The following is a 23357-nucleotide window of genomic DNA, read 5'->3' on the forward strand; positions in this document are numbered from 1 at the left end:
GCGATGAGAATCAGCAATCAAACTCCCCGTTTAATGGACCAAGGACGAATTCCGAGCAAAAGCAACCCCAGTAAGTAACTCAAAGCCCCCACTGAAATCAAGCCAATCAAGGCTTTTGCCCGCTCAAGCAAATGCCAGTTCAACCAAATTTGTTGCGAAGGCAAAAAGTAATATAAGACTATCACCATCAAGGCAGTAGAAACCACGGCTTTAGCAAAAAACACCATTGTCGGCTTAGAAACGCGATAAACACCGGCTAAATGCAATCCACGGTAAAGTAAGGTGGCATTAAGCAATGCTGACATAGAAGTCGCAATAGCCAGCCCAACATAACCAAAAGGAATAGCAAACAATAAATTAAAGCCCATGTTAGTGACCATAGCGATAATGCCGTAACGCACAGGCGTTTTAGTATCTTGACGGGAGTAGTAACCAGGAGCCAGTACTTTTATCAGCATAAAACTGAGTAAACCACTTCCATAAGCCATCAAACTATAAGAAGCCATTTCTACATCATGTATCGAAAAAGCGCCGCGCATAAATAACACCATTAACATAGGTTTTGCGAGCACAATTAAGCCCATCATCGCAGGCAAACCTAATAACAAAATCGCCTTAACTCCCCAATCCATCGTTTTGCCAAAACCTTCACCCTCGGCATTGATATGATTTCGTGACAGTGCAGGTAAAATAACTGTGCCTATCGCAATACCAAATAACCCCAACGGGAACTCTAATAAGCGATCGGCGTAGTAGAGCCAACTAATTGATCCCGTCATTAAAAAACTGGCGATGAAGGTATCAAACAATAAGTTTATCTGTGAAACCGATACACCGAATAAAGCGGGGATCATCAAAGTTCTGATTTTTACTACACCAGGGTGATGCCATCCCCAAGACGGTTTAACGAGTGCTTTTTCACGCAGCAAGAAAGGAATCTGAAATAAAAATTGGATTAATCCACCACAAAAAACCCCCCAAGCCAGTGTAATTTCCGGTTGCGTCGACGTTGGCGCATAAACGATAGCCGCGGTAATTATCGCCACATTCAGAAATACCGGGGTAAACGCTGAAACAGCAAAACGTCCACGGGTATTTAAAATTGATCCAGCTAATGCGGTAAAAGTAATAAACCATAAATATGGAAAAGTAATTTTAAGTACAACAGTTGCCAGCTCAAATTTAGCGCCATCTGGCTCATTATTAAGCCAAGCAATAAACCAACCGCCACCAAACAAAGCTGATAATACCGGTGAGCCAATCACACCAATGAGAGTCACTATTGTAACGAGTAGGCCTAATGTTCCAGCGACCTTACTGAGTAAATCACGGGTTTCTTCAGCGGTGTGTTTTTCTTGATATTCGGTCAAAACAGGCACAAATGCCTGAGCAAAAGCCCCTTCAGCAAATAAACGGCGTAAAAAGTTAGGAATTTTATTGGCAAAGAAAAACACGTCCGCACTGGTTCCTGCACCCATTAAATTAGCAACAACGACATCTCTAACAAGGCCTAAAACTCGTGATATCAATGTCATAGCGCTGACTATCATACCCGATCTTAATAATTTTCTACTCAAACGTCCCCCAGACCTTTATCGAATTGATTAGGTGATACATCTCAAAAAATCGATTCAGGCTCTGTCACACTGCGGTAATAGCTGCTAGAATTGCGCCACATATTACACGAGTTGGGTTGAAGATAGCCAAGGCAGGTTGGATTAATTTATCTTTATGATGAATATTCAATCATAGTCATTGACAAAGTGACTAAATGCAGGCATATTCCTCGGCCTTTAAAAGTATCAAATCCAGTTTTTAGGAGTTGCACCTTGGCTAATAGCAAGTCTGCAAAGAAGCGCGCGCTTCAATCTGAAAAGCGTCGTCAGCATAACGCCAGCCGTCGCTCAATGTTACGTACATACGTTAAAAAAGTAATCGCTGCAATTAAAGCAGGCGATCACAAAGCAGCAACAGAAGCTTTTGCTGTTGCACAACCAATCGTTGACCGTATGGCGACTAAAGGTCTTATTCATAAGAATAAAGCTGGTCGTCAGAAGGCTCGTTTGAATGCTAAGATCAAAGCAATCGCTGCTTAATCTACTAATAGCAAATGAAAAAAACCGGCAATTGCCGGTTTTTTTATTTCTAAAATTTTACTTAGTGACAGTAAATATTATTTAGTAAGTGGATCATCTCCCGCACTTCATCACTTTTAAGCGAATAAAATACTGTTTGCGCTTCTTTGCGTGTGGTGACCAAATTATCTTTACGTAACCAAGCAAGGTGTTGTGATAGCGCTGATTGACTTAAGCCTAATTTCTTATTCATTTCGCCAACGCACATTTCTCCTTCATTTAATAAATAACAAAGAATAAATAAACGGCGTTCATTTGCCAGAGCCTTTAAAAGTACTACAGCGTGATCGGCTCGCTCCTGCATTAATTCAATATTCATTACGCACTTTATCTCCTAAAACTAACCCCTGTCCTAATATAGCGTTGCCTAACGGATATAGTCGGGACATAAAGCACACTTTTTGCTAGATTGTTTTTAAAAATGGGACATGCTTAATAAAAACAAAGGAAATCTAATGAAGCCCTATCAAACGACACTACTTTCAAGCCTTTTAATCACCAGTTTAAGTGCCTGTCAGACCCAAGTAAAAACTTCTCCCACCACTGACGTCGTTAAATTACAGCAAGCGGCACTGTCTTCTCAATTAGGCTACGATTTAGTCGAATCTCTTACTGTTGAAGTTGGTCCAAGACTAGCCGGAAGTCCAAAAGATATTATCGCGGTAAATTGGGCGATGAATAAGCTGACAAGTCTTGGATTTGATCGTGTTTATAAAGAACCGGTACAAGTTCCTATTTGGGAGCGAGGTGAAGCCAACGCCAGAATAATAGCCCCTGTTGAACAGCCACTGGTCATCACTGCGCTAGGTGGAAGCATTGCGACCCCTAGTAGTGGAATACAAGCTCAAATAGCACGTTTTGATAGCTTAGAAGCACTTCAGCAAGCTAGGCCTGAAATGGTCGAAGGTAAGATTGCCTTTATTGATCAGAAAACAGAACGCCATATAACTGGTGAAGGTTATGGTAAAAGTGTCGGCGGACGCTCAAAGGGCGCAGTTGTTGCTGCACAAAAAGGGGCTGTAGCTATCGTTATTCGCTCCATAGGCACAGATCATGACCGCATGGCTCATACTGGCGTCATGCGCTATCAAGATGGCGTTCCCCAGATCCCTGCTGCTGCCATGTCCAATCCTGATGCTGATTTAGTTAATGCACTGCTAAAGCGTGATCCTAATGCAATACTTGAATTATATATGTCACCAAAAAACTTAGGCTTTAATACTTCTTATAATGTGATTGCTGAAGTAACGGGTAGCAGTAAACCCAATGAAATCGTACTCATTAGTGCGCACTTAGATTCGTGGGATGAAGGTACGGGTGCTATTGATGATGGCGCAGGAGTTGCTATTGTAACGGCGGCAGCTAAACATATCCAAGATTTACCCATAAAACCAGCGCGCACAGTAAGAGTCGTGTTATATGCCGCTGAAGAGATCGGGCTTATGGGCGGTAAAGCCTATGCGAAGGCGCACAAAGCCGAATTGCCATTGCACTATATTGCTGCTGAATCTGATTTTGGTGCAGGCCGAATTTATCAAATCGATACCAAGGTTAACGAGAGCGCATTTGCAGCGGTACAAAAAGCACTGAGTCCAATGTCATTCAATGGTGTTGTATTGGGCAATAACCAAGCTTCTGGTGGGCCTGATGTGTCTATGCTGCCCGCTTTAGGTGTACCCGTTGCCTCACTGAGACAAGATGGTCACGATTACTTCGATTACCATCACACGCCAAATGATACTTTAGATAAAATAGATCCCGCAGCGTTAGCTCAAAACGTTGCAGCTTATGCACAATTTGCTTATATCATGGCAAATTCAACCACAACGCTAACCCCCTTGATTGTTTCATCTACAAAGTAGCGCTAATGAGCAGAGAACAGCATTTGCTGTTCTCTGCAAATACGCATCATTTTGATATTCTGCTATTGCTCAGCACGTAGAAATGTAGGTGTGGCTGGCGAACTTTGCTCTTCACTATAATAATAACCCGCAACATTAAATGCTTTTAGCCCAGCTAAACTATTAACTTGATTCTGAATAAGATATCTCGCCATCATGCCGCGAGCACGTTTAGCAAAAAAACTGATCACTTTATACTGACCCTTTTTACAATCTTTAAAGACAGGCGTAATTAATTGCCCTTGAAGCTTTTTAACTTTTATTGCCTTGAAATATTCATTAGAAGCAAGGTTAACAATAATGTCGTCTTCGTGTTCTACGAGTGTTTTATTCACAGCTTCAGTTAATGTGTTACCCCAAAACTCATAGAGGTTTTTACCTTTAGGATTAGCCAACGCTGTGCCCATTTCTAAGCGGTAAGGTAAAATCAAATCGAGTGGCCGCAATAAGCCATAAAGGCCCGATAAAATACGTAACTGTGATTGCGTTTGAGTTATCTCAGTTTCAGATAAAGTATCGGCATCAAACCCCGTGTACACATCCCCTCTAAAAGCAAAAATAGCTTGCTTGGCATTGTCTAAATTCAAGTTTGGCTGCCATTGTCCAAAACGAGCCGCATTTAAACCCGCAATTTTATCACTTACCTTCATTAGAGTGGCAATATCGGCAGGCGTTAGTTGTTGGCAGACTTGGATCAACTCCTGACTAGACGTTAAAAAGTCAGATTGTGAGTGCTCTTTGGTTAAAGGTGGCTGTTCAAAATCTAGGGTTTTCGCAGGTGAAACTAATATCAACATTAAAAAACTCCTAACATAAAACAAAAATAAGTTTCTATGATACTGAACGAAAATAAAAAAACCACGCTTAAACAGCGTGGTTTTTCCGATTATGGCTATCCGTTTTATATCTCGTTAATCATTAAACTACACAATAATTACGGTTTTTTAGCAGATGCCATAGTGGTATCTTGCCAAATATCATCGTCAAGCTGATCTAATAGCTCTGGAAACTTGCTACGGTCAAACTCGGGTGTTTTACCGGCTTTAATTTGGTTGCGATAATCATTAATGACACGAATCGCCAAGCCTGATAACAGTAATAGAGCCACAATGTTAACGATAGCCATTAGCCCCATCGAAACATCAGCAAGATCCCATACTAAGCTTATCTTAGCAACCGCGCCAAACATGACCATACCGAGAACGCACAAGCGGAACAAAGGTAACGCTTTAGTACAATTTCCGGTTAAAAACATCACGTTCGTCTCAGCATATGAGTAGTTGGCAATGATAGATGTAAAACAGAATAAAAAGATCGCCACCGCAATAAATGCTCCCCCCCAATCACCAACATGGGATGACATCGCATTAATCGTTAGACGAATACCATCATCGCTCGAGCCAATATCACCAGAAAGTAGGATGATCGCAGCCGTTGCCGTACAAATAACGATAGTATCAACAAATACGCCCATCATCTGCACAAAGCCTTGCGATGCAGGGTGATTCGGATTGGGTGATGCACTTGCCGCGACATTAGCCGCGCTCCCCATACCGGCCTCGTTCGAGAACAAACCACGAGCAATACCAGCTTGCATCGCCTGTGCCACAGTATAAGCCACACCACCAGCAGCGGCTTCTTGCCAACCAAAAGCACTCTTCACAATTAAACTAATAATTGCAGGCAATTGTTCTATATTGAAAATAACAATAATAAATGCAACAAGAATGTAGGCAAGCGCCATAATAGGCACGATAAACTCAGACACTCGGGCAACTTTACGCAAACCACCAACAATTACAAAACCACTAGCGATCACTAATCCAATACCGACATAAGTGGGATCTAGACCAAATACGCGCTCCATAGCACCAGTAATGGTATTAGCCTGTACGGCATTAAATACTAAACCAAATGCGATAATCAGGAAGAAAGCAAACAATACGCCCATCCAGCGTTGCCCTAATCCTTTCTCCATGTAGTAGGAGGGGCCGCCGCGAAACTGGCCATCGTTATCTCTGACTTTATAAACCTGAGCTAAGGTTGATTCAACCATAGCGGTCGCCATACCCAAAACGGCAATTAGCCACATCCAAAATACTGCGCCTGGACCTGCAGCACCAATAGCAACAGCGACACCTGCCATATTACCTGCTCCGACACGAGCGGCCATACTGGTACAGAAGACTTGAAATGAAGACAGACCGCTATCGCAACCTTGGCGACTCATGGTCATGACTTTGATGGAATGTTTAAAGTAGGTCAATTGGATAAAGCTAAGCCTTACCGTAAAGTAGAGACCCGCTCCTACCAACCCATACACTAATAACTTGCCCCAAAGTAACGCATTCAAAAAATTAACGATGGTTTCTAACATATTATTTTACTTCTTCCCGTAGCGAATGCCCCCCTAATTATCATTAAAGGCACAACATCAATGGTGAATGAATCCTTCCAAGATTAAAGATAAGAATTTCGGTAGATTTAATTGTTTAAATTATCCATCCGTGACTTTACAACATCACAGCTACCGAATTCAACGCAGCAAAATAGCACAGTATTCGAAATCACCCATGTGATCAAGCTCACACTTGCAGTTTCAAATATCCTGAGTATCACTGAGTACAGCTCAAGATAAGCTACTGTTAAATCAACACTAACAAAACTATCTAGATACATCATTTTTTTTAACAGTAAAAACAACTTTCAAAACTTGGATGCTGGGCACACTTTTGTAATAAAATTACAAATATAGTAATCCCATAGAAACTTCAATTATCTCTTGTTTGTTTTAGTGAGGCTTAATATGACACAAGTACACGAAATCAATGCTCTGAAAAAATACGTTAGAGCAACTAACTTTCTTGCGACTTCGCAGATTTATCTCAAACAAAACGTCCTGCATAAACGTCCTCTTACCCATACTGATATTAAGCCGCGTTTATTGGGTCATTGGGGAACCTGTCCTGGGATCAACTTTGTTTACGCTAACATTAATAGACTGATCGTAAAGCATAATCGCTCATTCATTTATTTAGTTGGCCCTGGTCATGGTTTTCCTGCAGTACAAGCAAACTTATTTATGGAAGGCTCATTAAGCCACTTCTATCCAGAAACGATCCCTTATAATGAAACCGGTATCGAAGATATTTGTAAGAAGTTCTCCGCAGCTTATGGCTACCCTTCACATGCAAACCCTGAAGCCCCAGGACAAATCCTCGAAGGTGGTGAATTAGGTTATTCACTCTCTGTTGGCTGGGGCGCGGTATTAGATAATCCAGATTTGATCGCAACAGTCTTAATTGGTGACGGAGAGGCTGAAACTGGCCCATTAGCCGCATCTTGGTATGCAAACCGCTTAGTGTCTCCCGCAACAAGTGGTGCAGTTTTACCGATTGTGCATATTAATGGTTATAAAATTTCTGGACCAACTCGCATGGGCCGCATGAGCCATGAAGAATTAGATCTGGAGTTCCGTGGTCTTGGCTATTTCCCCATCATAGTGGATAACGAATTAGAAGAAGATATCTATGTGCAGATGACCAATGCCATGGATACCGCCTATACCATGATCAATGATATCCAACGCCGCGCACGCAGCGGTGAAGATGTGGTTAAGCCTAAATGGCCCGTCATTTTAATGCGCACGGCCAAGGGTTGGACAGGCGTTAGCGAGTATTCGGGTAAAAAACTAGAAGGTAACTGCGAATCGCATCAAGTAATCGTTAATAAATGTGCCACTGATAAAGGTCATCTAGAAGCATTGGATAATTGGCTAGCCAGTTACAACTTCCAAGAACTTTATCAAATGAATGACAAAGGCGAACTCATTTTTGATGCAGACATTTGTTCACTCATTCCACCAAAGCAACTTGCTTGTGGGCGTCAACATTTAACCTATGGTGGTGAAGTTGTTAGAGCTTTAAGCAATCCAGATCTTGAAAAACTCTGCTATGGCCCAGAGGTTCCACGTGGTCATCGTGGATACTCAATGTTGAAAATGGGCGAGTGGATGCGTGATGCATTTAAACTAAACCGCGATCAACGTAATTTACGTATTTTTAGCCCTGACGAAACTTATTCAAATCAACTCCAAGCTGTATTTGAAGAAACAGATCGTGCATGGCAATGGCCGATTGAGAGCTGGGATGAAGATATGTCTCGCGAAGGACGAGTAATTGAACTTCTTTCTGAAAACTTACTTTTTGGTATGTTGCACGGCTACACAGTAACAGGCCGTCACGGTATGCTGCCGACTTATGAAGCCTTCTCGCAAGTGATTTCATCGATGGCGGATCAATACTGTAAATACGTCTATGCCAGCCAAGGAGTGCATTTCCGTAAACCATTACCTTCGTGCAACGTCGTATTATCTTCACTCCTAGAGCGTCAAGATCATAATGGATATTCACATCAGAACCCATCATTCTTAGGCGCTATGCTAGAAAAGCATCCTAAAATCATCTCGGCTTACTTGCCTGCAGATGCTAACAGTACCTTAGTTTATACCGAACGCGCTTATGCTGACCGCGACAAACTCAACATTTTGGTTGCTGGTAAAAAAGAACTACCACAATGGTTGAGCTTAGATGAAGCGCGTAAACAAGCGAAAGATGGTGTAATGGTATGGGATTTTGCATCAGATGAAAATCCAGACATTGTATTAGCAGGCTGTGGTGATTATGTCACTCAGGAGTGTATGGCTGCTTTAGTCGCCATTAGAGAATTACTACCTAGAGTGAGAATTCGCTTCGTAAGTGTCACCGAATTAAGCAGTGATGGCTTAGGTAGCCGCAAGTTTAAAGAAAAACCTTGGTTAATGGACGAAATATTTACTCAAGATAAAGGCGTAGTATTTAACTATCACGGCTATCCAAATACCATCAAGAAATTAATTTTTGATTATAAAGGTAGTCGCCGCTTCAGAATCAAAGGTTATGAAGAAGAAGGCTCAACAACAACACCATTTGATATGGGTGTTCGCAATGGTACTTCACGCTATCATTTAGTGATTGACATGGCCTACAAGCTGTTCCAGCAGGGCGTTATTGATGAAACGATGCATGTTTCTATTACGACTGATATGTTGCAAAAGTTAGTTGACCACCGCAACTACATTAAAGCTAATGGGGTCGACCCTATAGAGATTGAAAACTGGATATGGACACGCTAAAACACATATTAGGCTGACAATTAAGCATATTTAAAGGCACTTCTCGGAGTGCCTTTCTTGCATTTAAAGATGACATACCGAATGACTCCCCTTAAAAAGGCAAATCTTAATGCTGGAAAAATTTAACAAACCAAGTGATAATTAAATCGCTGGCTACAATCTCTAAAGGATCCCCACACGAAGTGCTAGCAATGTTTTGTATTAATTGTACAAAACATATTGGTGGAGAATCATAATCAATGGACTTAAATAAAATGATGAAGAACACATTAAAGATAGTTTTACTTACATCAATGCTTCCATTTGCAGCCAGTGCATCTCAGGAGCTAACCCCTTGGTATGTCGGCGCAGGTTTAGGCGTTAATAACTATGAACACGTAGCAACCCAAAATGGTTCAGATGATCCATTCGCATGGGACATTTTTGCTGGTTACATGTTTAATGATTACTTCGGTGCCGAAATCGGTTTCCGTGATTTAGGTAATGCAGATTGGAACAATGCCGGTATCAGCAATGATGCAGACGTTAAAGGTTCAACTCTTGGTTTAGTGGGCTTATGGCCTCTAGCTAACCGTTGGAGCTTATCAGCTGAAGCTGGTGTCATGTATTACACGCTTGAAAACAGCCAAAACAATGGCCTCACCCCAAGCAAATATAGCACCGATGACTTTGCACCATACTTCGGCGCAGGCGTTGGTTATAACTTCACTGATAACTTGAAGTTACAAGCTAAATACCGTCGTTATGAAAATTTAAATGACGATTACAATATTGTTGAAGCTGATAGTAACTACTGGGGTCTTGAGCTGAGCTACCGCTTTGGTAACGCAGCAGCACCAGTCGCTGCAGCTGCAGCAGTAGTTGCTGCTACGCCAGTTGATTCAGACAACGATGGCGTTTACGACGACAAAGATCAGTGCCCAGCAACACCAGCAACTCACAAGGTTGACGCTGTTGGCTGTACTATCTATGAAAACGTGAAAAGTAAAGAAGATGTAGGTTCAATCCAGTTTGCTAACGATTCAGCTGTAGTGAAAAACGTTTACTACAAAGATATCGAAAGACTAGCAAATTACATGAACAAGAACCCAGAGTTCACAGTTGAAATTGCTGGCCATGCCTCAAACGTAGGTAAGCCAGACTACAACATGGAACTATCTGAGAAACGTGCTAACGCCGTTGCTAAAATTCTTGTTGATAAATATGGCATCAGCCAAAGCCGTGTAACTTCTAGAGGCTACGGTGTTACTCAGCCATTAGTTGCTGGTGATTCAAAAGAAGCTCACGCTGCTAACCGTCGTATCGAAGCAATCGTAACGACAACAACTAAGCAACCTGTTCTGAAGTAATATTACTTACTGAAATAAAAAAGTCGCTGCTTGCAGCGACTTTTTGTTTTTATGGGGTATACACTAAGGCAAGCGATAATTCTGTGTTAGTGCCAAGAAGATAACAAATCACTCGCATTAGGCCTAAATAGATTAAATCTTGTCATTTTTGTAATTTTTTTACATTCAAGGTTGGAAAAGTTGGCAAAATCGCTTCTAATAGTCATCAGTGAATTCCGAGTTTAAACTGCTACCTGAGAAGGATATTTTTCATGGCCAATACGTTAGAGCAACTCAAGTTATATACCACTATTGTCGCTGATACAGGCGATATCGAAGCCATCAAGCGCTACCAGCCTGAAGATGCGACGACTAACCCATCACTCATATTGAAAGCCGCTCAAATCCCTGAATATGTATCTCTGATAGATAACGCAATTGATTGGGCAAAATCACAAAGCAGTGTTTTAGCACAACAACTTGATGATGCCAGCGATAAGCTAGCAGTTAACATTGGCGTTGAGATCCTAAAACTGGTTCCGGGTCGTATCTCTACTGAGGTTGATGCTCGTTTATCATTTGATAAAGAGAAATCAATCGCTAAAGCCCATAAGCTAGTTCGTCTCTATAAAGAAGCGGGTATTGATAAATCACGCATTCTGATCAAACTAGCTTCAACTTGGGAAGGCATATGTGCTGCTAAAGAGCTCGAGAAAGAAGGCATTAACTGCAACCTAACCCTACTATTTAGCTTTGCCCAAGCACGTGCTTGTGCCGAAGCGGGTGCCTACCTGATTTCACCTTTTGTTGGTCGCATTCTTGATTGGTACAAAAAAGATACTGGCAAAGATTATGATGCAGTGAATGACCCAGGGGTTATTTCAGTCACTGAGATTTATAATTACTACAAGCAGCACGGTTTTAGTACTGTCGTTATGGGCGCAAGTTTCCGTAATATCGGTGAAATTATTGAACTAGCAGGTTGTGATCGCCTCACCATTGGCCCTTCTTTGTTAGAAGAACTGGCTAATTCACAAGTGGACATCACGCCTAAACTCGTTGCTGCCACAACGACTGCGACAGCTGAAACCCCATTGACAGAAGCACAATTCCGCTGGGACTTTAATCAAGATCCAATGGCGGTTGATAAGCTTGCTGAAGGGATTCGTAATTTTGCGATTGACCAAGGCAAACTTGAAGTCATGCTCACCGCGAAGCTGGCAAACTAAGTATTCTGGAGATGGTTAAATGACACTCTTGACCCAAAGTTCAATATGGCAAGCTTTATCAGCACACAGCAAAAACATTCCGCATATGCGTGAATTATTTGCCACTGATGCGACACGTTTCAATAAAATGTCGCTATCTAGCTGTGGTTTATTACTCGATTATTCTAAAAACAGAGCCACTGCGGAAACGCTCGACCTGTTATTTGCGTTGGCAAGCAATAGCCAGCTTGAAGCAAAAATTAAAGCGATGTTTGCTGGTGAGATTATTAACACCACCGAAAAGCGTGCGGTACTGCACACAGCGCTTCGTAGCACTGCAGAACAATCGATTATTGCCGAGGGTCAAGACATAGTGCCTGAAGTCCAACAAACTCTTGATAAGATGCAAGGGTTTGTGGACTCAGTAACATCAGGCAAATGGAAAGGTTATACCGGTAAAGCCATAACCGATATTGTTGGCATTGGTATTGGTGGTTCTTTCCTTGGGCCAAAGATTGTCTCTCAGGCGCTGCGCCCATATTGGAATCCAGAATTGAAATGTCACTTTGTGGCAAACGTCGATGGTACTTCTATTAGTGAGAAACTGAAGTTATTGGATCCTGAAACGACGTTGTTCATCATGTCGTCTAAGTCTTTTGGTACACAGGAAACCTTAACCAATACCCTCACTGCTAGAGAATGGTTCTTAGCAAAAGGCGGTTTGCAGTCGGATGTGGCAAAACACTTTGTCGCAGTGACTTCAAACGTGGCAAAAGCGACGGATTTTGGTATTGATGCAGACAATATTTTCCCAATGTGGGATTGGGTTGGTGGGCGTTACTCACTCTGGTCAGCGATTGGTTTACCAATTGCACTCTTGATAGGCATGGATAACTTCAGAGCCCTACTCACTGGTGCACACCAAATGGATGAGCATTTCGCCAATGCGCCACTGACAGAAAATATGCCAGTGATCATGGGATTACTATCTCTATGGTACGGTAACTTCTTTAATGCACAGTCCCATGTTGTGTTGACATACGATCATTACCTGCGCGGCCTACCCGCTTACTTCCAGCAGCTCGACATGGAAAGTAACGGCAAGTCTGTCACCTTAAATGGCACTGATGTTGACTACAGCACAGGCCCAGTGATTTGGGGTGGCGAAGGTACTAATGGACAACATGCCTACCACCAGCTGTTGCATCAAGGTACAGCACTGATCCCTGCCGATTTTATTATGCCACTGCAAAGTCATAATCCTATCGGTGAACACCATGACCAATTAGCGTCAAACTGCTTTGGTCAGACACAAGCCTTAATGCAAGGTCGCACGCTTGATGAAGCCTTAGCTGAACTCGCTAATAGTGCATTATCTGAGTCAGAGAAACAGCTGATCGCTAAACATAAGGTGATGCCAGGTAATAAGCCGAGCAACACCTTACTTATGGATAAGCTCACGCCAAGCACTTTAGGCGCTTTAATTGCCCTATATGAACATAGAACCTTTGTTCAAGGTGCTATCTGGAATATAAACTCCTTCGATCAATGGGGTGTGGAACTCGGTAAAAATCTAGGTAACGATGTATTAGCACGTATTGGTGCTGAGCAAGATTCCGATGCTTTAGACGCCTCCAGTAACGCACTGATTAATCTTTATCGACAAGGTAAAATTTAATCGAAAAAAAGCCAGCTGTAGCTGGCTTTTTAAATCCTAACCACTTATTTATATTAAACTTTTCAATACACCCCCACACTAAACCCATATCCAACAGCCATACTAAATCATGTAAACGTCATTTTAAGTTAACACAAATGAAACATAACTCTTGCACCCTGTTTTGAAAATATGTTATTTAATTGCTGACAAAACATACAACAGGAGGTTGCCATGGATCGTTTAGATTATGGTTGTGCGCTAGATGAAGTCGTTGAAAGACCCGATCGTTCGCGAGGCTCCAATAAAAAACGTAAATGGCGTGAGATTGAAGCGCTAAAAGATAAGTATCTTTTGATCAAAGAACTCCAAGAAATCGATAATAATTTTAACTACGATATTGATACTATCCAGCTGTAACCACATGTTGATATGATTTCACTCAGTATCTTCAAGCATGAATAGAAAGCGCCTTGGGCGCTTTTTTATTTACGGTATTAATATGTATTTTTTGTATACAAATGGATAAATATTCAAATAATGGCTTGGGCTAAAGCCACGAACACTTATTTTGAGAAGCTGCTTTCTTAAACTCTGTTATCACTAGGCTCAAGTAAAACAGTTTTAGTCAGACGTAGTAAAATAAGCCCGTAAACTCTCAAACTCTTGCTGCTCTTGCTTCTGAAAAAAGGGAGCATCGATATGCGCCTTCTGGCACTCCAACTCAATAAGTTGCCAATCCTGATCGGTTAAACCACTTGAAAGTAAAGGAAATACTTCCCGTCCTTCCATTTCCATATGCTGCTTTTGTAATGCAACATATTCAGCAAAATCAATAATCAGTTTTTCACGAGCAACCACAATATCACTGAGAATAAGATTTAGCGTTGCCATTAACGCGGATGATGCTTGGCCAACTCGCTCATGATCTGCACTTAACTTATCAACGGAGCCATTGGCTTTATGCGTCAAATAGTAAGCATAAATAATATCTTCGGTAGGATGATGGTAGCGCTCCGCATATCCTTGCATGTATTCAACGATATCACGCACTAAAGTGAAGTTAATCGACTCACCTTCTGACAATTTCATCTGTTTGTTTTTTAAAACATTAAGCAAGACTGCTATATGTTTATGATCATTCATGAGTCTTTTAAGCATAATGCCTCCTAAATCGGGATCAGACAATTGATACTAAACAAGCTGTCAACGAATACCAATATAACAGGCTACGTCAGCTTCATTTTATGACATTGATCAAGTTAATCACCTGCCAAAAAGTAAACGCGCTATAAATATCAGCGCGTATTAACCCATAAAAAGCCACAGAATGGTTGATCTCATCACTTTTTCATGACTCAAACAGCAAAGGTATAAACTTACTTTGCCAGCGGGTGCAATTGCTGTTGTAGTTTTTTAAACTCGAGTCTTAGTGCTAGCTGTTGCTGGCTTAGCTGCACTGGATTGACATCCTCAGCGACAAGCTGCGGATAATCCTTCACGAGCTGCTGCTCCATAACGATTGCTTGTGCAGTATCCTTAGCATCAATTAACGTCTGTAACCGCTGCAGAGACTCCGCTAGCGACGTTTTATGATTTTCTGATACCGATACTCTTGGTTCCATAGATCTTGCAACGATAGCAGGATTCATTACATTCTGTTGCGGTTCAATGACTGCTAATGCGGCTTTAGCTTGTTGCTTTTGAGCTTGCTTTTGATGCTCAACAATCGCTTCTGCTGGCCCATTAGAAGATGGTATCGCCTGCGCATCAGCCATCCTTGCCATAGTTTGCGGCGCCGGAGCACTCATCGCTATAGGACTTGGAGCAAACGAATCTTCCATAAGCGACCGATTAAGCATAAGTAAACCCACAACAAGTACTAACGATGCAGCGCTCGATAAAGCCCAAGGATGGCGGCGCCAGGTAGAAGTTGGAGTCTCAATAGGCGCTATTTTTCCTTGATGCATTTCAGCTAAGTGTACTTGGGCGAGTTGTAAAATATCTTGATCAAGTTGTTCAGCTGGAACCTCTAAAGCTTGTTGGCGATACCAAATCAGTATCTCTTGTTGTAATGCAGCTTCATCGGTATTTGAAGTCGTATTACTCATGACCCGCCTCCTGCCATTTTGCGCTAACGCAATCTTTTAGGCTTTTATACGCATAACGAATACGGCTTTTAGTTGCTTCTAACGTAACCCCTGCTATGTCGCTAATAATCGCTGCCGTAAAACCCATTTCAATGTTCAGAATAAATGCTTCCTTTTGAACTTGCGGTAACAATGCGATACAAGTCTTCAGCAATAAACTCTTTTGCGCTGTTTGCCACTGCACATCGGGCTTATCTTGTTCACCCGCCACAAAAGTATCGAGTTCGACCTCATCTCCATCGCTGGCAATTAAATCGACGGGCTTAACCGCGCGCACATGATCAATCAATAAGTTATGTGCAATACGATATAACCAAGTTGTAAACTTGGCACTAACTTCATAATTAGCTGCGGCGCGGATCACCCGCCCCCAGGTTTCTTGATACAAATCTTCCGCTAATTGTTGGTCACCTAATTGACGTACAAAATAGCGATAAAGCGCACCTTTATGTTTCAGGTATAACTGTTCGAACGCTTGTGAATCGCCCTTGGCATAGCACAACATCAGTTGCTCATCTGAGTGCTCATGGTTTGGTAATTGCGGTATGGCTAATGCCACGGGAAACTCCTCATCGTTTGCTGTGTTCTCTTTGATTATTGTAATCTCTCATGGCTTGTATTGCTCTTGTCACTCACAGGCTCGCTATGGAGTTTATCTTCTGGAGGAAAAGGTTTACCTGAGCCATTGAATGCTTTTTTTATCGGTATGCGACCCGATTGCACCATAGCCGAGGCAGTTTGTATCAGCTGCAAAAACTCATGCCGATAACCATAGGGGTCATTCCCCAATGCCGAACGCGCCAATAGGCTTAACTGAGTATAATCAAATTGATGTAGATAGTGACTGCCATTCAGTAATTGCCCAAAACCTGCAACCGCAGCGGCAAATCTAAAATCATCACTCGCTTGATCTAAATGCTTAACACCTTGATCTAGCCTTATGGGATAACTCAGCAACTGGCTTTGTGTTTGATCTGGCAATTTATATCTCAATTTAAGAAAAGCGATTTCTTCACGGCTATATTTTTCTTGCCCCGTTTGAGCATCAACGCCATATCTGAGTTTATCATTCGTCCTATTTCCAGCTTCCACATACCTTAGCTCATACAAAGCCGTCACTGTATGACCTGCACCAATTTCGCCCGCATCCACCTTGTCGTTATTAAAATCCTCTCGCGCTAACGCGCGATTCTCATAACCAATCAGACGGTATTCAGACACTAAGGCCGGATTAAACTCAACTTGTACTTTAACGTCTTTGGCAATTGTCAATAAGGTGGAGATCAACTCATCCACCAGCACTTTTCGCGCTTCATTTAACGTATCAATATAGGCATAGTTGCCATTACCTTTGTCTGCTAATTGCTCCATCAGTTGATCGTTATAATTACCCTGACCAAACCCTAAGGTGGTTAAGCTAATACCATTGGCTTTTTCCTTTTCAACCAAGGCAATTAAATCATCAAAACTTGTCACGCCGACATTAAAGTCACCATCGGTTGCAAGGATCACGCGATTAATACCATTGGGGATAAAATGCTTTTTTGCCAATTGATAGGCTTGCGTAATTCCTTCTCCGCCATTGGTTGACCCACCTGCACTCAGTTGTTCTAACGCATAGGTTAAGGTTTGAGTATCATTACCCGACGCGCCATCGAGCACCACACCCGCGGCGCCGGCATAAACTACAATCGAAACTTTATCCTGTACACTTAACTGCGCCGTCAGTAGTTTGAGTGCTGTTTGTAGTAAAGGTAACTTATCGGCTGACGCCATCGAGCCTGAAACATCGAGTAAAAAGACTAAGTTGCTGGCGCCTATCTGAGACTTAGGTAAGTCATAACCTTTCAGCCCAATTCGCAGCAACATCATGTCATAGTTATAGGGTGAAGGCGCAAGCTCAGTCGTGACACTAAAGGGCGCCGTATTTTTAGCTGGCAAGGGATAATTGTAAGTAAAATAATTGAGCATCTCTTCAACCCTGACAGTGCTCTGCTCGGGTAAGCGCCCTTCCCTTAGCATTCGCCTTAAAGTGGCATAACTGCCAGTATCGACATCAATAGAAAAGGTCGATACTGGGGTTTCTCCGGCCACCATCATGCCATTTTGTATCTGCCGCTCGAATTTATCTTGTTCTCGTGGGATTACAGCATAGTCTCGCGGCATGGGAGCGATTCCCATAGTCGCACTATTGCGAGATATTGACATCGGCGCTACGACTCTAGCCATCTCAACCTTAGCAGCATCACGCATTTTTGTTTGGTGCAACGAGTTTTCTTTATGGTTTTGTTCTACTTGTTGCCGTTCTGCCTGTTGTTGAACCTCAACGCCTTTACCGCCACAGGCCGCTAAACCCAGAGTGACCAGCAATAAAGCGGCGCTATTAATCGCCAATACGACGGCACTTTTCCTGATTGACACCGAATTTAAAACGGATCTTAAGCAATATATCGTTTTCATATTGAATACCTTTGATGTTGACCTAAGACTGTAAACGGCGCTAATGGTAAAAAGAGTTATCACTTTTCTATTTTTTCAAAAAATATTACGGGACTTAACATCAGCTCCAAGCACACTCTTTATATTACACAAAGTATTTACCCTCATTTTTGCCAACAAGATCACACTGCACATAGTGTCTGCGCACTAGAATAGAGCTTGTTACTTTGTCCCTCGCAATGGAAATTTCTCGTGCCACACTCTGCTCATTTGTTTTCTTTAAGGATCGCCCACGCACTCACTGAAGCTTGCGTGAAGGATAAGTATTCGTTTAAACGTTTTGGACAAGATATTCTTGCAGGCCTCACCGTAGGTATTATCGCCATTCCGTTAGCAATGGCATTGGCGATTGCCAGTGGTGTTGCGCCGCAATATGGCTTATATACCGCGATTGTCGGCGGTTTTATTATCGCCATGTCGGGTGGCTCACGTTACAGTGTGTCAGGCCCAACGGCGGCATTTGTAGTATTACTTTACCCCATTGCCCAACAATTTGGTTTAGCCGGATTATTAGTCGCGACAGTGATGTCAGGAATGATACTTGTCGGTATGGCGACGCTACGCTTAGGCCGGTTGATTCTGTATATTCCTGAATCCGTCACCTTAGGTTTTACCGCGGGCATTGGCGTTGTTATCGCCACCTTACAGCTCAAAGACTTTTTCGGACTCGAGATTGCCCATATGCCAGAACAATATTTGGCTAAGCTAATGGCATTAGCTCAAGCGTTGCCCTCAGTCCATTTACCTAGCCTACTGGTCGCCTCGGCCACATTAGCCATTATGTTGCTGTGGCCAAAACTCAAAACCCCCGTACCTGCGCATCTTCCGGCCATTATACTTGGCACTGTGCTCGCTTTAGTCCTCAATGCGATGGGGGCAGACATAGAAACCATAGGCACCCGTTTCCACTATCAACTCAGTGATGGCAGTACAGGCATGGGGATACCAGCCATACTACCCAGCTTCGAATGGCCTTGGTTACAAGCAGGTGTCAATGGCCAAGCCTTTGAATTTAATCTCGCCACTTTTCAAGCCTTATTGCCCGCCGCATTTGCCATAGCCATGTTAGGTGCGATTGAATCATTACTTTGCGCCGTTGTGCTCGATGGTATGACAGGTAAACGTCACAGTGCCAACAGTGAGTTATTAGGCCAAGGCATAGGTAATATCATCACACCATTTTTTGGCGGCATACCAGCAACGGCAGCAATTGCGCGCAGCGCGGCAAACGTCAAAGCTGGTGCACAAAGCCCGATTGCTGCCATGATCCACGCCATAGTGGTACTGTTTGGCTTAGTCGTCTTAGCGGGAGTATTAGCCTATTTACCCATGTCGACTATGGCTGCACTGTTACTCGTTGTAGCTTGGAATATGAGCGAAGCCCATAAAGCAGTACATTTAATTAAAACGGCGCCCACCAGCGATATCATGGTCTTTTTCAGCTGTTTCTCATTAACTGTTATTTTCGACATGGTGATCGCCATCAGTGTAGGAATCATCCTAGCGGCCTTGCTGTTTATGAAGGAAATTGCTGAGATGACAAAGCTTTATGATGTCAGTAACAATAAGCGTTATGTCGAGCAAGAATTACCCGATGATTGGGCCGTGATCAAAATTAATGGACCATTATTTTTCGCTGCAGCCGACCGTATTTTTGCTGAAATTGCCAGCCTCACTGAAGATAAACACGTGATTGTGCTTTATCTCGATGGCGTCTCTATTTTAGATGCCGGTGGTTTAGCCGCACTGAGCAAGCTGATTGAAAGATGTAAAGTGAATAGAACCAAGCTCATTATTACCGATCTCCAATTCCAGCCAATCCGTACCTTGGCCAGAGCCAGAGTTCAGCCAATTGAAGGTGTATTGAAGTTTTACCCCACATTGCGTGAGGCCATAACTGAAGCACCAATATGCACTCAGCATACAGAAATCACGTCGCCTTAGTCGTGTTAAGCCAATATCATTACGCTTTATCAGCAAATTTAACGCCTGCAGAACAATAGAAAGACCCAAGGTTTAATGGGTCTTTCTCTCAGTAAATCCCCTCATAAATCCAACAATATTAAAGACGATCTCCCCATGCAAAAACGGGCAGAAATCATTAGGAACATGGTATTATTCTGCCCCATGATGCTTGCTAGCGATTACGCCTAGATAGATATCAACTGTACCCAAGCCTGAAAATGGCTAAAATATAATTAAAATTAGTGAGTTAAGGAGTTATCATGCAAGCCCTTGTTGCTGTTGTTATGGGTTCTAAAAGTGATTGGCCCACTATGGAAGCCGCCGCTGAAATAATGGATAAACTGCAAGTGCCTTATCATGTTGAAGTGGTTTCCGCCCATAGAACGCCAGATAAACTCATGGAGTTTGCAGCCTCTGCCGCCGATCGTGGTTTTAAAATCATCATTGGTGGCGCCGGTGGTGCAGCGCACTTACCCGGTATGATTGCCTCTAAAACTCGTTTACCCGTATTAGGTGTGCCGGTACAAAGTAAAGCCCTGTCAGGCATGGATAGCTTATTGTCTATCGTGCAAATGCCAAAAGGCATCGCCGTTGGTACCTTAGCTATTGGCACTGCTGGCGCATTTAACGCAGGATTATTGGCCTGCCAAATACTAGCAAATAATGATGCTGAACTGGCAAAACGCGTAGAAGCATTCAGAGAAGAACAAACCCGTGCGGTACTGGACAACCCAGACCCGAGGGAAGCCTAATGACTCAGACAAACACGAAACCTAAGGTTTGGGTATTAGGTAATGGTCAGTTGGGGGCAATGCTAACCCACGCGGGTGAGCCATTAGCGATTGAAGTTCACGCCGTTGATATTATGACGCCTACCGATGAAATTCTACCGCTAGCGCCCCATGACATCATTACCGCCGAGCGCGAGCAATGGCCAGAATCCGCCCTTAGCTTACAACTGAGTTCTCACCCCCATTTTGTTAATGGTCCGGTATTTAGCCGTTTAGCCGACCGTTTTAGCCAAAAAAGCCTGCTTGATCAACTCAATGTGCCTACGGCGCCTTGGGTGTTAGTCGACGATACCACCCAAGTTGCAACGCTGTACCAAAACTACGGCCCAAGAGTATTAATGAAACGCCGTACCGGTGGTTATGACGGTAAAGGTCAACATTGGCTCAAACAAGCCGAAGCGGGTGATATTCCACACGACTGGCGTAACCTCGCCATTGCAGAACAAGCCATTAACTTTGATGAAGAAATATCATTAGTCGGTGTACGTACCCGTGCAGGCGAATGTGTGTTTTATCCACTGACACTTAACTTGCATCAAGACGGCATTTTAATGGCATCCATTGCGCCACTAACACGCTTAAACCATTTGCAAACCCAAGCTGAAACCATGCTTAGCGCAATTATGCACGAGCTTGACTACGTTGGCGTAATGGCAATGGAATGTTTCCGTGTTGGCGACAAACTGCTGGTAAATGAGCTTGCACCGCGAGTACATAACTCCGGACATTGGACTCAAGCCGGTACTCATATGGATCAATTCCAATTACACCTTAGGGCACTTTGTGGGGTTACGATCCCGCAACCACAAGTAAACTTTCAATGTGTTATGGTCAATCTTATTGGTATTGAACATGATTCACGCTGGTTAAGTTTGCCCAATGCTGAGTTGTATTGGTACAACAAAGAAGTGCGCCCTGGTCGTAAAGTTGGACATTTAAACCTTTCGGTGCCCAATATGGCAGTGTTTAAAAGCAGCATTACCGCCTTACAAACATGGATGCCAGTGCAATATCAGGCTCCGTTAGCGTGGATATTGGCTGAACTCACATAATAATTACGTTAATGTCGTATTTTATCCACAAATCACTGATATGAAACGATTCAATGTTTCATATCAGTTTATATTTTAATTTCCGTTATATACTTAACTAACGGAGCATAAATAAGTTAATGATGTATCGCATTAAATGAAAGCTAGCACTAACCCCAATAAAGGAATATTAGAGTGAAATTAAGGGATAATTTCAAACGTAAAACGATAGATCGCTTAGATTATCGCTATCATCTGTTACTACTTATTGTGCCGATATGTCTATTCGTGCTGCTATTTATCTTTAATGCGCCAACTGAAAACTGGACCATTCTACCCTTACTATTTGTTTGTATCATTTACATCTTTGCCTATAGCCTAACTTACTACTTGCATCAAGGACGTCTGACTCGACTTTGGCAACACTTAGAACAAGTCGTCACGATGAATGATGCGATTTACGAACTGGCACACCTCTCAAGCCATTATAAAAATGAACATGCTTTTCTTGATGCCTTACTCAACAAAGCCGTATATGTGATTAATGGTGCCGAAATGGGTAGCATCATTAAGGTCAATGAAAACAATAATAAACTGCATTTTGAAGCGGGTGTAGGACTCGACTTAACAAAACTCAGATTGCTGGACTTCACCTTAGAACAAACCTTTGAATATCGACTCACAAAAGGAAGATGTGATCAGGTAGTTGTTGTTAATAATATCGAAAATATTAATGCAGGCAGTACCTTATCCAAAGAAGATCAACAAGTTTTACTTACAGCATCTAAGCAGCCGATACGTTCAACTCTGTCTAGCCCTATCCGTATTGACGGCAGGCTTTATGGCATGCTAAACCTCGACAGTAGCAGCGTCGGTGCTTTTAGCGATTATGATCGTAATTTGGTATCAATTCTGACCCACGAAGCCAGTAATGCCATTGCGCTTTATCAAAAATCACAACAGATCACTAAGCTCGCTAACTTTGATTCGCTAACTGGACTTTATAACCGAAAAAACTTTGAAGATGAACTACAGCACTGGCAACAGAAACCTCACCTTGGCAGCTTTCTGCTCATTATCGATATGGATAATTTAAAAGCCATCAACGATGCCTATGGACACCAAATGGGGGATATCGCCATCATTCAGACAGCGAATGCCATACTGAAGTGCTGGCAGAATAATGCAATTATCTCCCGCTTTGGAGGCGATGAATTTGTGGTTTTATGCCATGGCCCACAAACTCAAATTGAACAAGATTTAGAGAACATGCGTAAAAATTTAAACCACGAATCAGAGCTTAACCTCAGTTTTAGTTATGGCATTGCGATTTTTGAAAACGATTGGTCTCAATCCTTCAAAATAGCTGATCATGCAATGTATGAACAAAAACGGGCAAAGAAAAAAGCCATAAAAGCGTTAGAGGCCTTCGCAATAAAAGCCCAACACACTAATTGAAGTTGAGGCCAATATTTAAATCCAGTGTTAGCAATAATACCAATCGTATTAACTATCTGTT

Annotated in this window: 19 protein-coding genes; 11 read left to right on the top strand and 8 right to left on the bottom strand. The window is 42.5% G+C overall.

Annotation, left to right across the window (positions count from 1 at the left end; translation table 11 throughout):
• Positions 1–17: 17 nt before the first annotated feature.
• Positions 18–1577, bottom strand: a complete 1560-nt coding sequence (gene murJ, locus BW947_RS04090; protein WP_076497040.1) for a murein biosynthesis integral membrane protein MurJ — start codon at positions 1575–1577, stop codon at positions 18–20.
• A 252-nt stretch (positions 1578–1829) separates the two neighbouring features.
• Between murJ and rpsT the strand changes: the two genes are divergently transcribed.
• Positions 1830–2096: a 30S ribosomal protein S20 gene (gene rpsT, locus BW947_RS04095; protein ID WP_076497041.1), complete on the top strand. Its 267-nt coding sequence runs from the start codon at positions 1830–1832 to the stop codon at positions 2094–2096.
• A 61-nt stretch (positions 2097–2157) separates the two neighbouring features.
• Here the strand turns inward: rpsT and BW947_RS04100 are convergent, their stop codons facing one another.
• The gene (locus tag BW947_RS04100; protein WP_006084975.1) at positions 2158–2454 is read right to left on the bottom strand and encodes an ArsR/SmtB family transcription factor; all 297 of its coding nucleotides are present in this window, start codon (positions 2452–2454) and stop codon (positions 2158–2160) included.
• A 136-nt stretch (positions 2455–2590) separates the two neighbouring features.
• Between BW947_RS04100 and BW947_RS04105 the strand changes: the two genes are divergently transcribed.
• Positions 2591–3997, top strand: coding sequence for a M28 family metallopeptidase (locus BW947_RS04105; RefSeq protein ID WP_076497042.1), 1407 nt, complete (start codon positions 2591–2593; stop codon positions 3995–3997).
• 62 nt (positions 3998–4059) lie between these two features.
• Here the strand turns inward: BW947_RS04105 and yaaA are convergent, their stop codons facing one another.
• The gene (yaaA, locus tag BW947_RS04110; RefSeq protein ID WP_076497043.1) at positions 4060–4833 is read right to left on the bottom strand and encodes a peroxide stress protein YaaA; all 774 of its coding nucleotides are present in this window, start codon (positions 4831–4833) and stop codon (positions 4060–4062) included.
• Between the two features lie 137 nt (positions 4834–4970).
• Positions 4971–6413, bottom strand: coding sequence for an alanine/glycine:cation symporter family protein (locus tag BW947_RS04115; RefSeq protein WP_076497044.1), 1443 nt, complete (start codon positions 6411–6413; stop codon positions 4971–4973).
• A gap of 429 nt (positions 6414–6842) precedes the next feature.
• Here BW947_RS04115 and BW947_RS04120 point away from each other — a divergent pair, with 429 nt between their 5' ends.
• The 5 genes from BW947_RS04120 to BW947_RS04140 all read left to right on the top strand — a co-directional run bounded on the left by BW947_RS04120 (position 6843) and on the right by BW947_RS04140 (position 13822).
• On the top strand, positions 6843–9209 hold the full coding sequence (locus BW947_RS04120) for a phosphoketolase family protein (RefSeq protein WP_076497045.1): 2367 nt from the start codon (positions 6843–6845) through the stop codon (positions 9207–9209).
• A gap of 239 nt (positions 9210–9448) precedes the next feature.
• The gene (locus BW947_RS04125) at positions 9449–10558 is read left to right on the top strand and encodes an OmpA family protein (protein ID WP_076497046.1); all 1110 of its coding nucleotides are present in this window, start codon (positions 9449–9451) and stop codon (positions 10556–10558) included.
• A gap of 251 nt (positions 10559–10809) precedes the next feature.
• The gene (tal, locus tag BW947_RS04130; protein WP_076497047.1) at positions 10810–11766 is read left to right on the top strand and encodes a transaldolase; all 957 of its coding nucleotides are present in this window, start codon (positions 10810–10812) and stop codon (positions 11764–11766) included.
• 19 nt (positions 11767–11785) lie between these two features.
• Positions 11786–13423 (top strand): glucose-6-phosphate isomerase, encoded by a 1638-nt coding sequence (pgi, locus tag BW947_RS04135; protein WP_076497048.1) that lies wholly within the window; start codon positions 11786–11788, stop codon positions 13421–13423.
• A 213-nt stretch (positions 13424–13636) separates the two neighbouring features.
• Complete coding sequence (locus BW947_RS04140; RefSeq protein WP_076497049.1) at positions 13637–13822, top strand: DUF3545 family protein; 186 nt, start codon at positions 13637–13639, stop codon at positions 13820–13822.
• Positions 13823–14026: 204 nt separating this feature from the next.
• On the opposite strand, the gene BW947_RS04145 is transcribed toward BW947_RS04140, so the two are convergent.
• The 4 genes from BW947_RS04145 to BW947_RS04160 form a co-directional block, all read right to left on the bottom strand.
• Positions 14027–14563 (bottom strand): hemerythrin domain-containing protein, encoded by a 537-nt coding sequence (locus BW947_RS04145; protein ID WP_076497050.1) that lies wholly within the window; start codon positions 14561–14563, stop codon positions 14027–14029.
• A 218-nt stretch (positions 14564–14781) separates the two neighbouring features.
• Positions 14782–15513, bottom strand: coding sequence for a hypothetical protein (locus tag BW947_RS04150; protein ID WP_076497051.1), 732 nt, complete (start codon positions 15511–15513; stop codon positions 14782–14784).
• A complete protein-coding gene (locus BW947_RS04155; protein WP_076497052.1) occupies positions 15506–16111 on the bottom strand; it encodes a sigma-70 family RNA polymerase sigma factor in 606 nt (201 codons plus the stop codon). The genes BW947_RS04150 and BW947_RS04155 overlap by 8 nt, the downstream gene beginning before the upstream one ends.
• A 35-nt stretch (positions 16112–16146) precedes the next feature.
• Positions 16147–18012: a vWA domain-containing protein gene (locus BW947_RS04160; RefSeq protein WP_076497053.1), complete on the bottom strand. Its 1866-nt coding sequence runs from the start codon at positions 18010–18012 to the stop codon at positions 16147–16149.
• 231 nt (positions 18013–18243) lie between these two features.
• Between BW947_RS04160 and dauA the strand changes: the two genes are divergently transcribed.
• The 4 genes from dauA (at position 18244) to BW947_RS04180 (ending at position 23296) form a co-directional block, all read left to right on the top strand.
• The gene (dauA, locus tag BW947_RS04165; RefSeq protein WP_076497054.1) at positions 18244–19995 is read left to right on the top strand and encodes a C4-dicarboxylic acid transporter DauA; all 1752 of its coding nucleotides are present in this window, start codon (positions 18244–18246) and stop codon (positions 19993–19995) included.
• 281 nt (positions 19996–20276) lie between these two features.
• Positions 20277–20768: a 5-(carboxyamino)imidazole ribonucleotide mutase gene (gene purE / locus BW947_RS04170; RefSeq protein WP_076497055.1), complete on the top strand. Its 492-nt coding sequence runs from the start codon at positions 20277–20279 to the stop codon at positions 20766–20768.
• Positions 20768–21859 carry a 5-(carboxyamino)imidazole ribonucleotide synthase gene (gene purK, locus BW947_RS04175; protein ID WP_076497056.1) on the top strand — a complete coding sequence of 364 codons (1092 nt, stop codon included), beginning with the start codon at positions 20768–20770 and terminating at the stop codon, positions 21857–21859. The genes purE and purK overlap by 1 nt, the downstream gene beginning before the upstream one ends.
• Before the next feature lie 174 nt (positions 21860–22033).
• Positions 22034–23296, top strand: a complete 1263-nt coding sequence (locus tag BW947_RS04180) for a GGDEF domain-containing protein (RefSeq protein WP_076497057.1) — start codon at positions 22034–22036, stop codon at positions 23294–23296.
• Positions 23297–23357: the final 61 nt, after the last annotated feature.

Origin of the sequence: Shewanella morhuae (assembly GCF_900156405.1) — a bacterium.
Taxonomy (GTDB): Bacteria; Pseudomonadota; Gammaproteobacteria; order Enterobacterales; family Shewanellaceae; genus Shewanella; species Shewanella morhuae.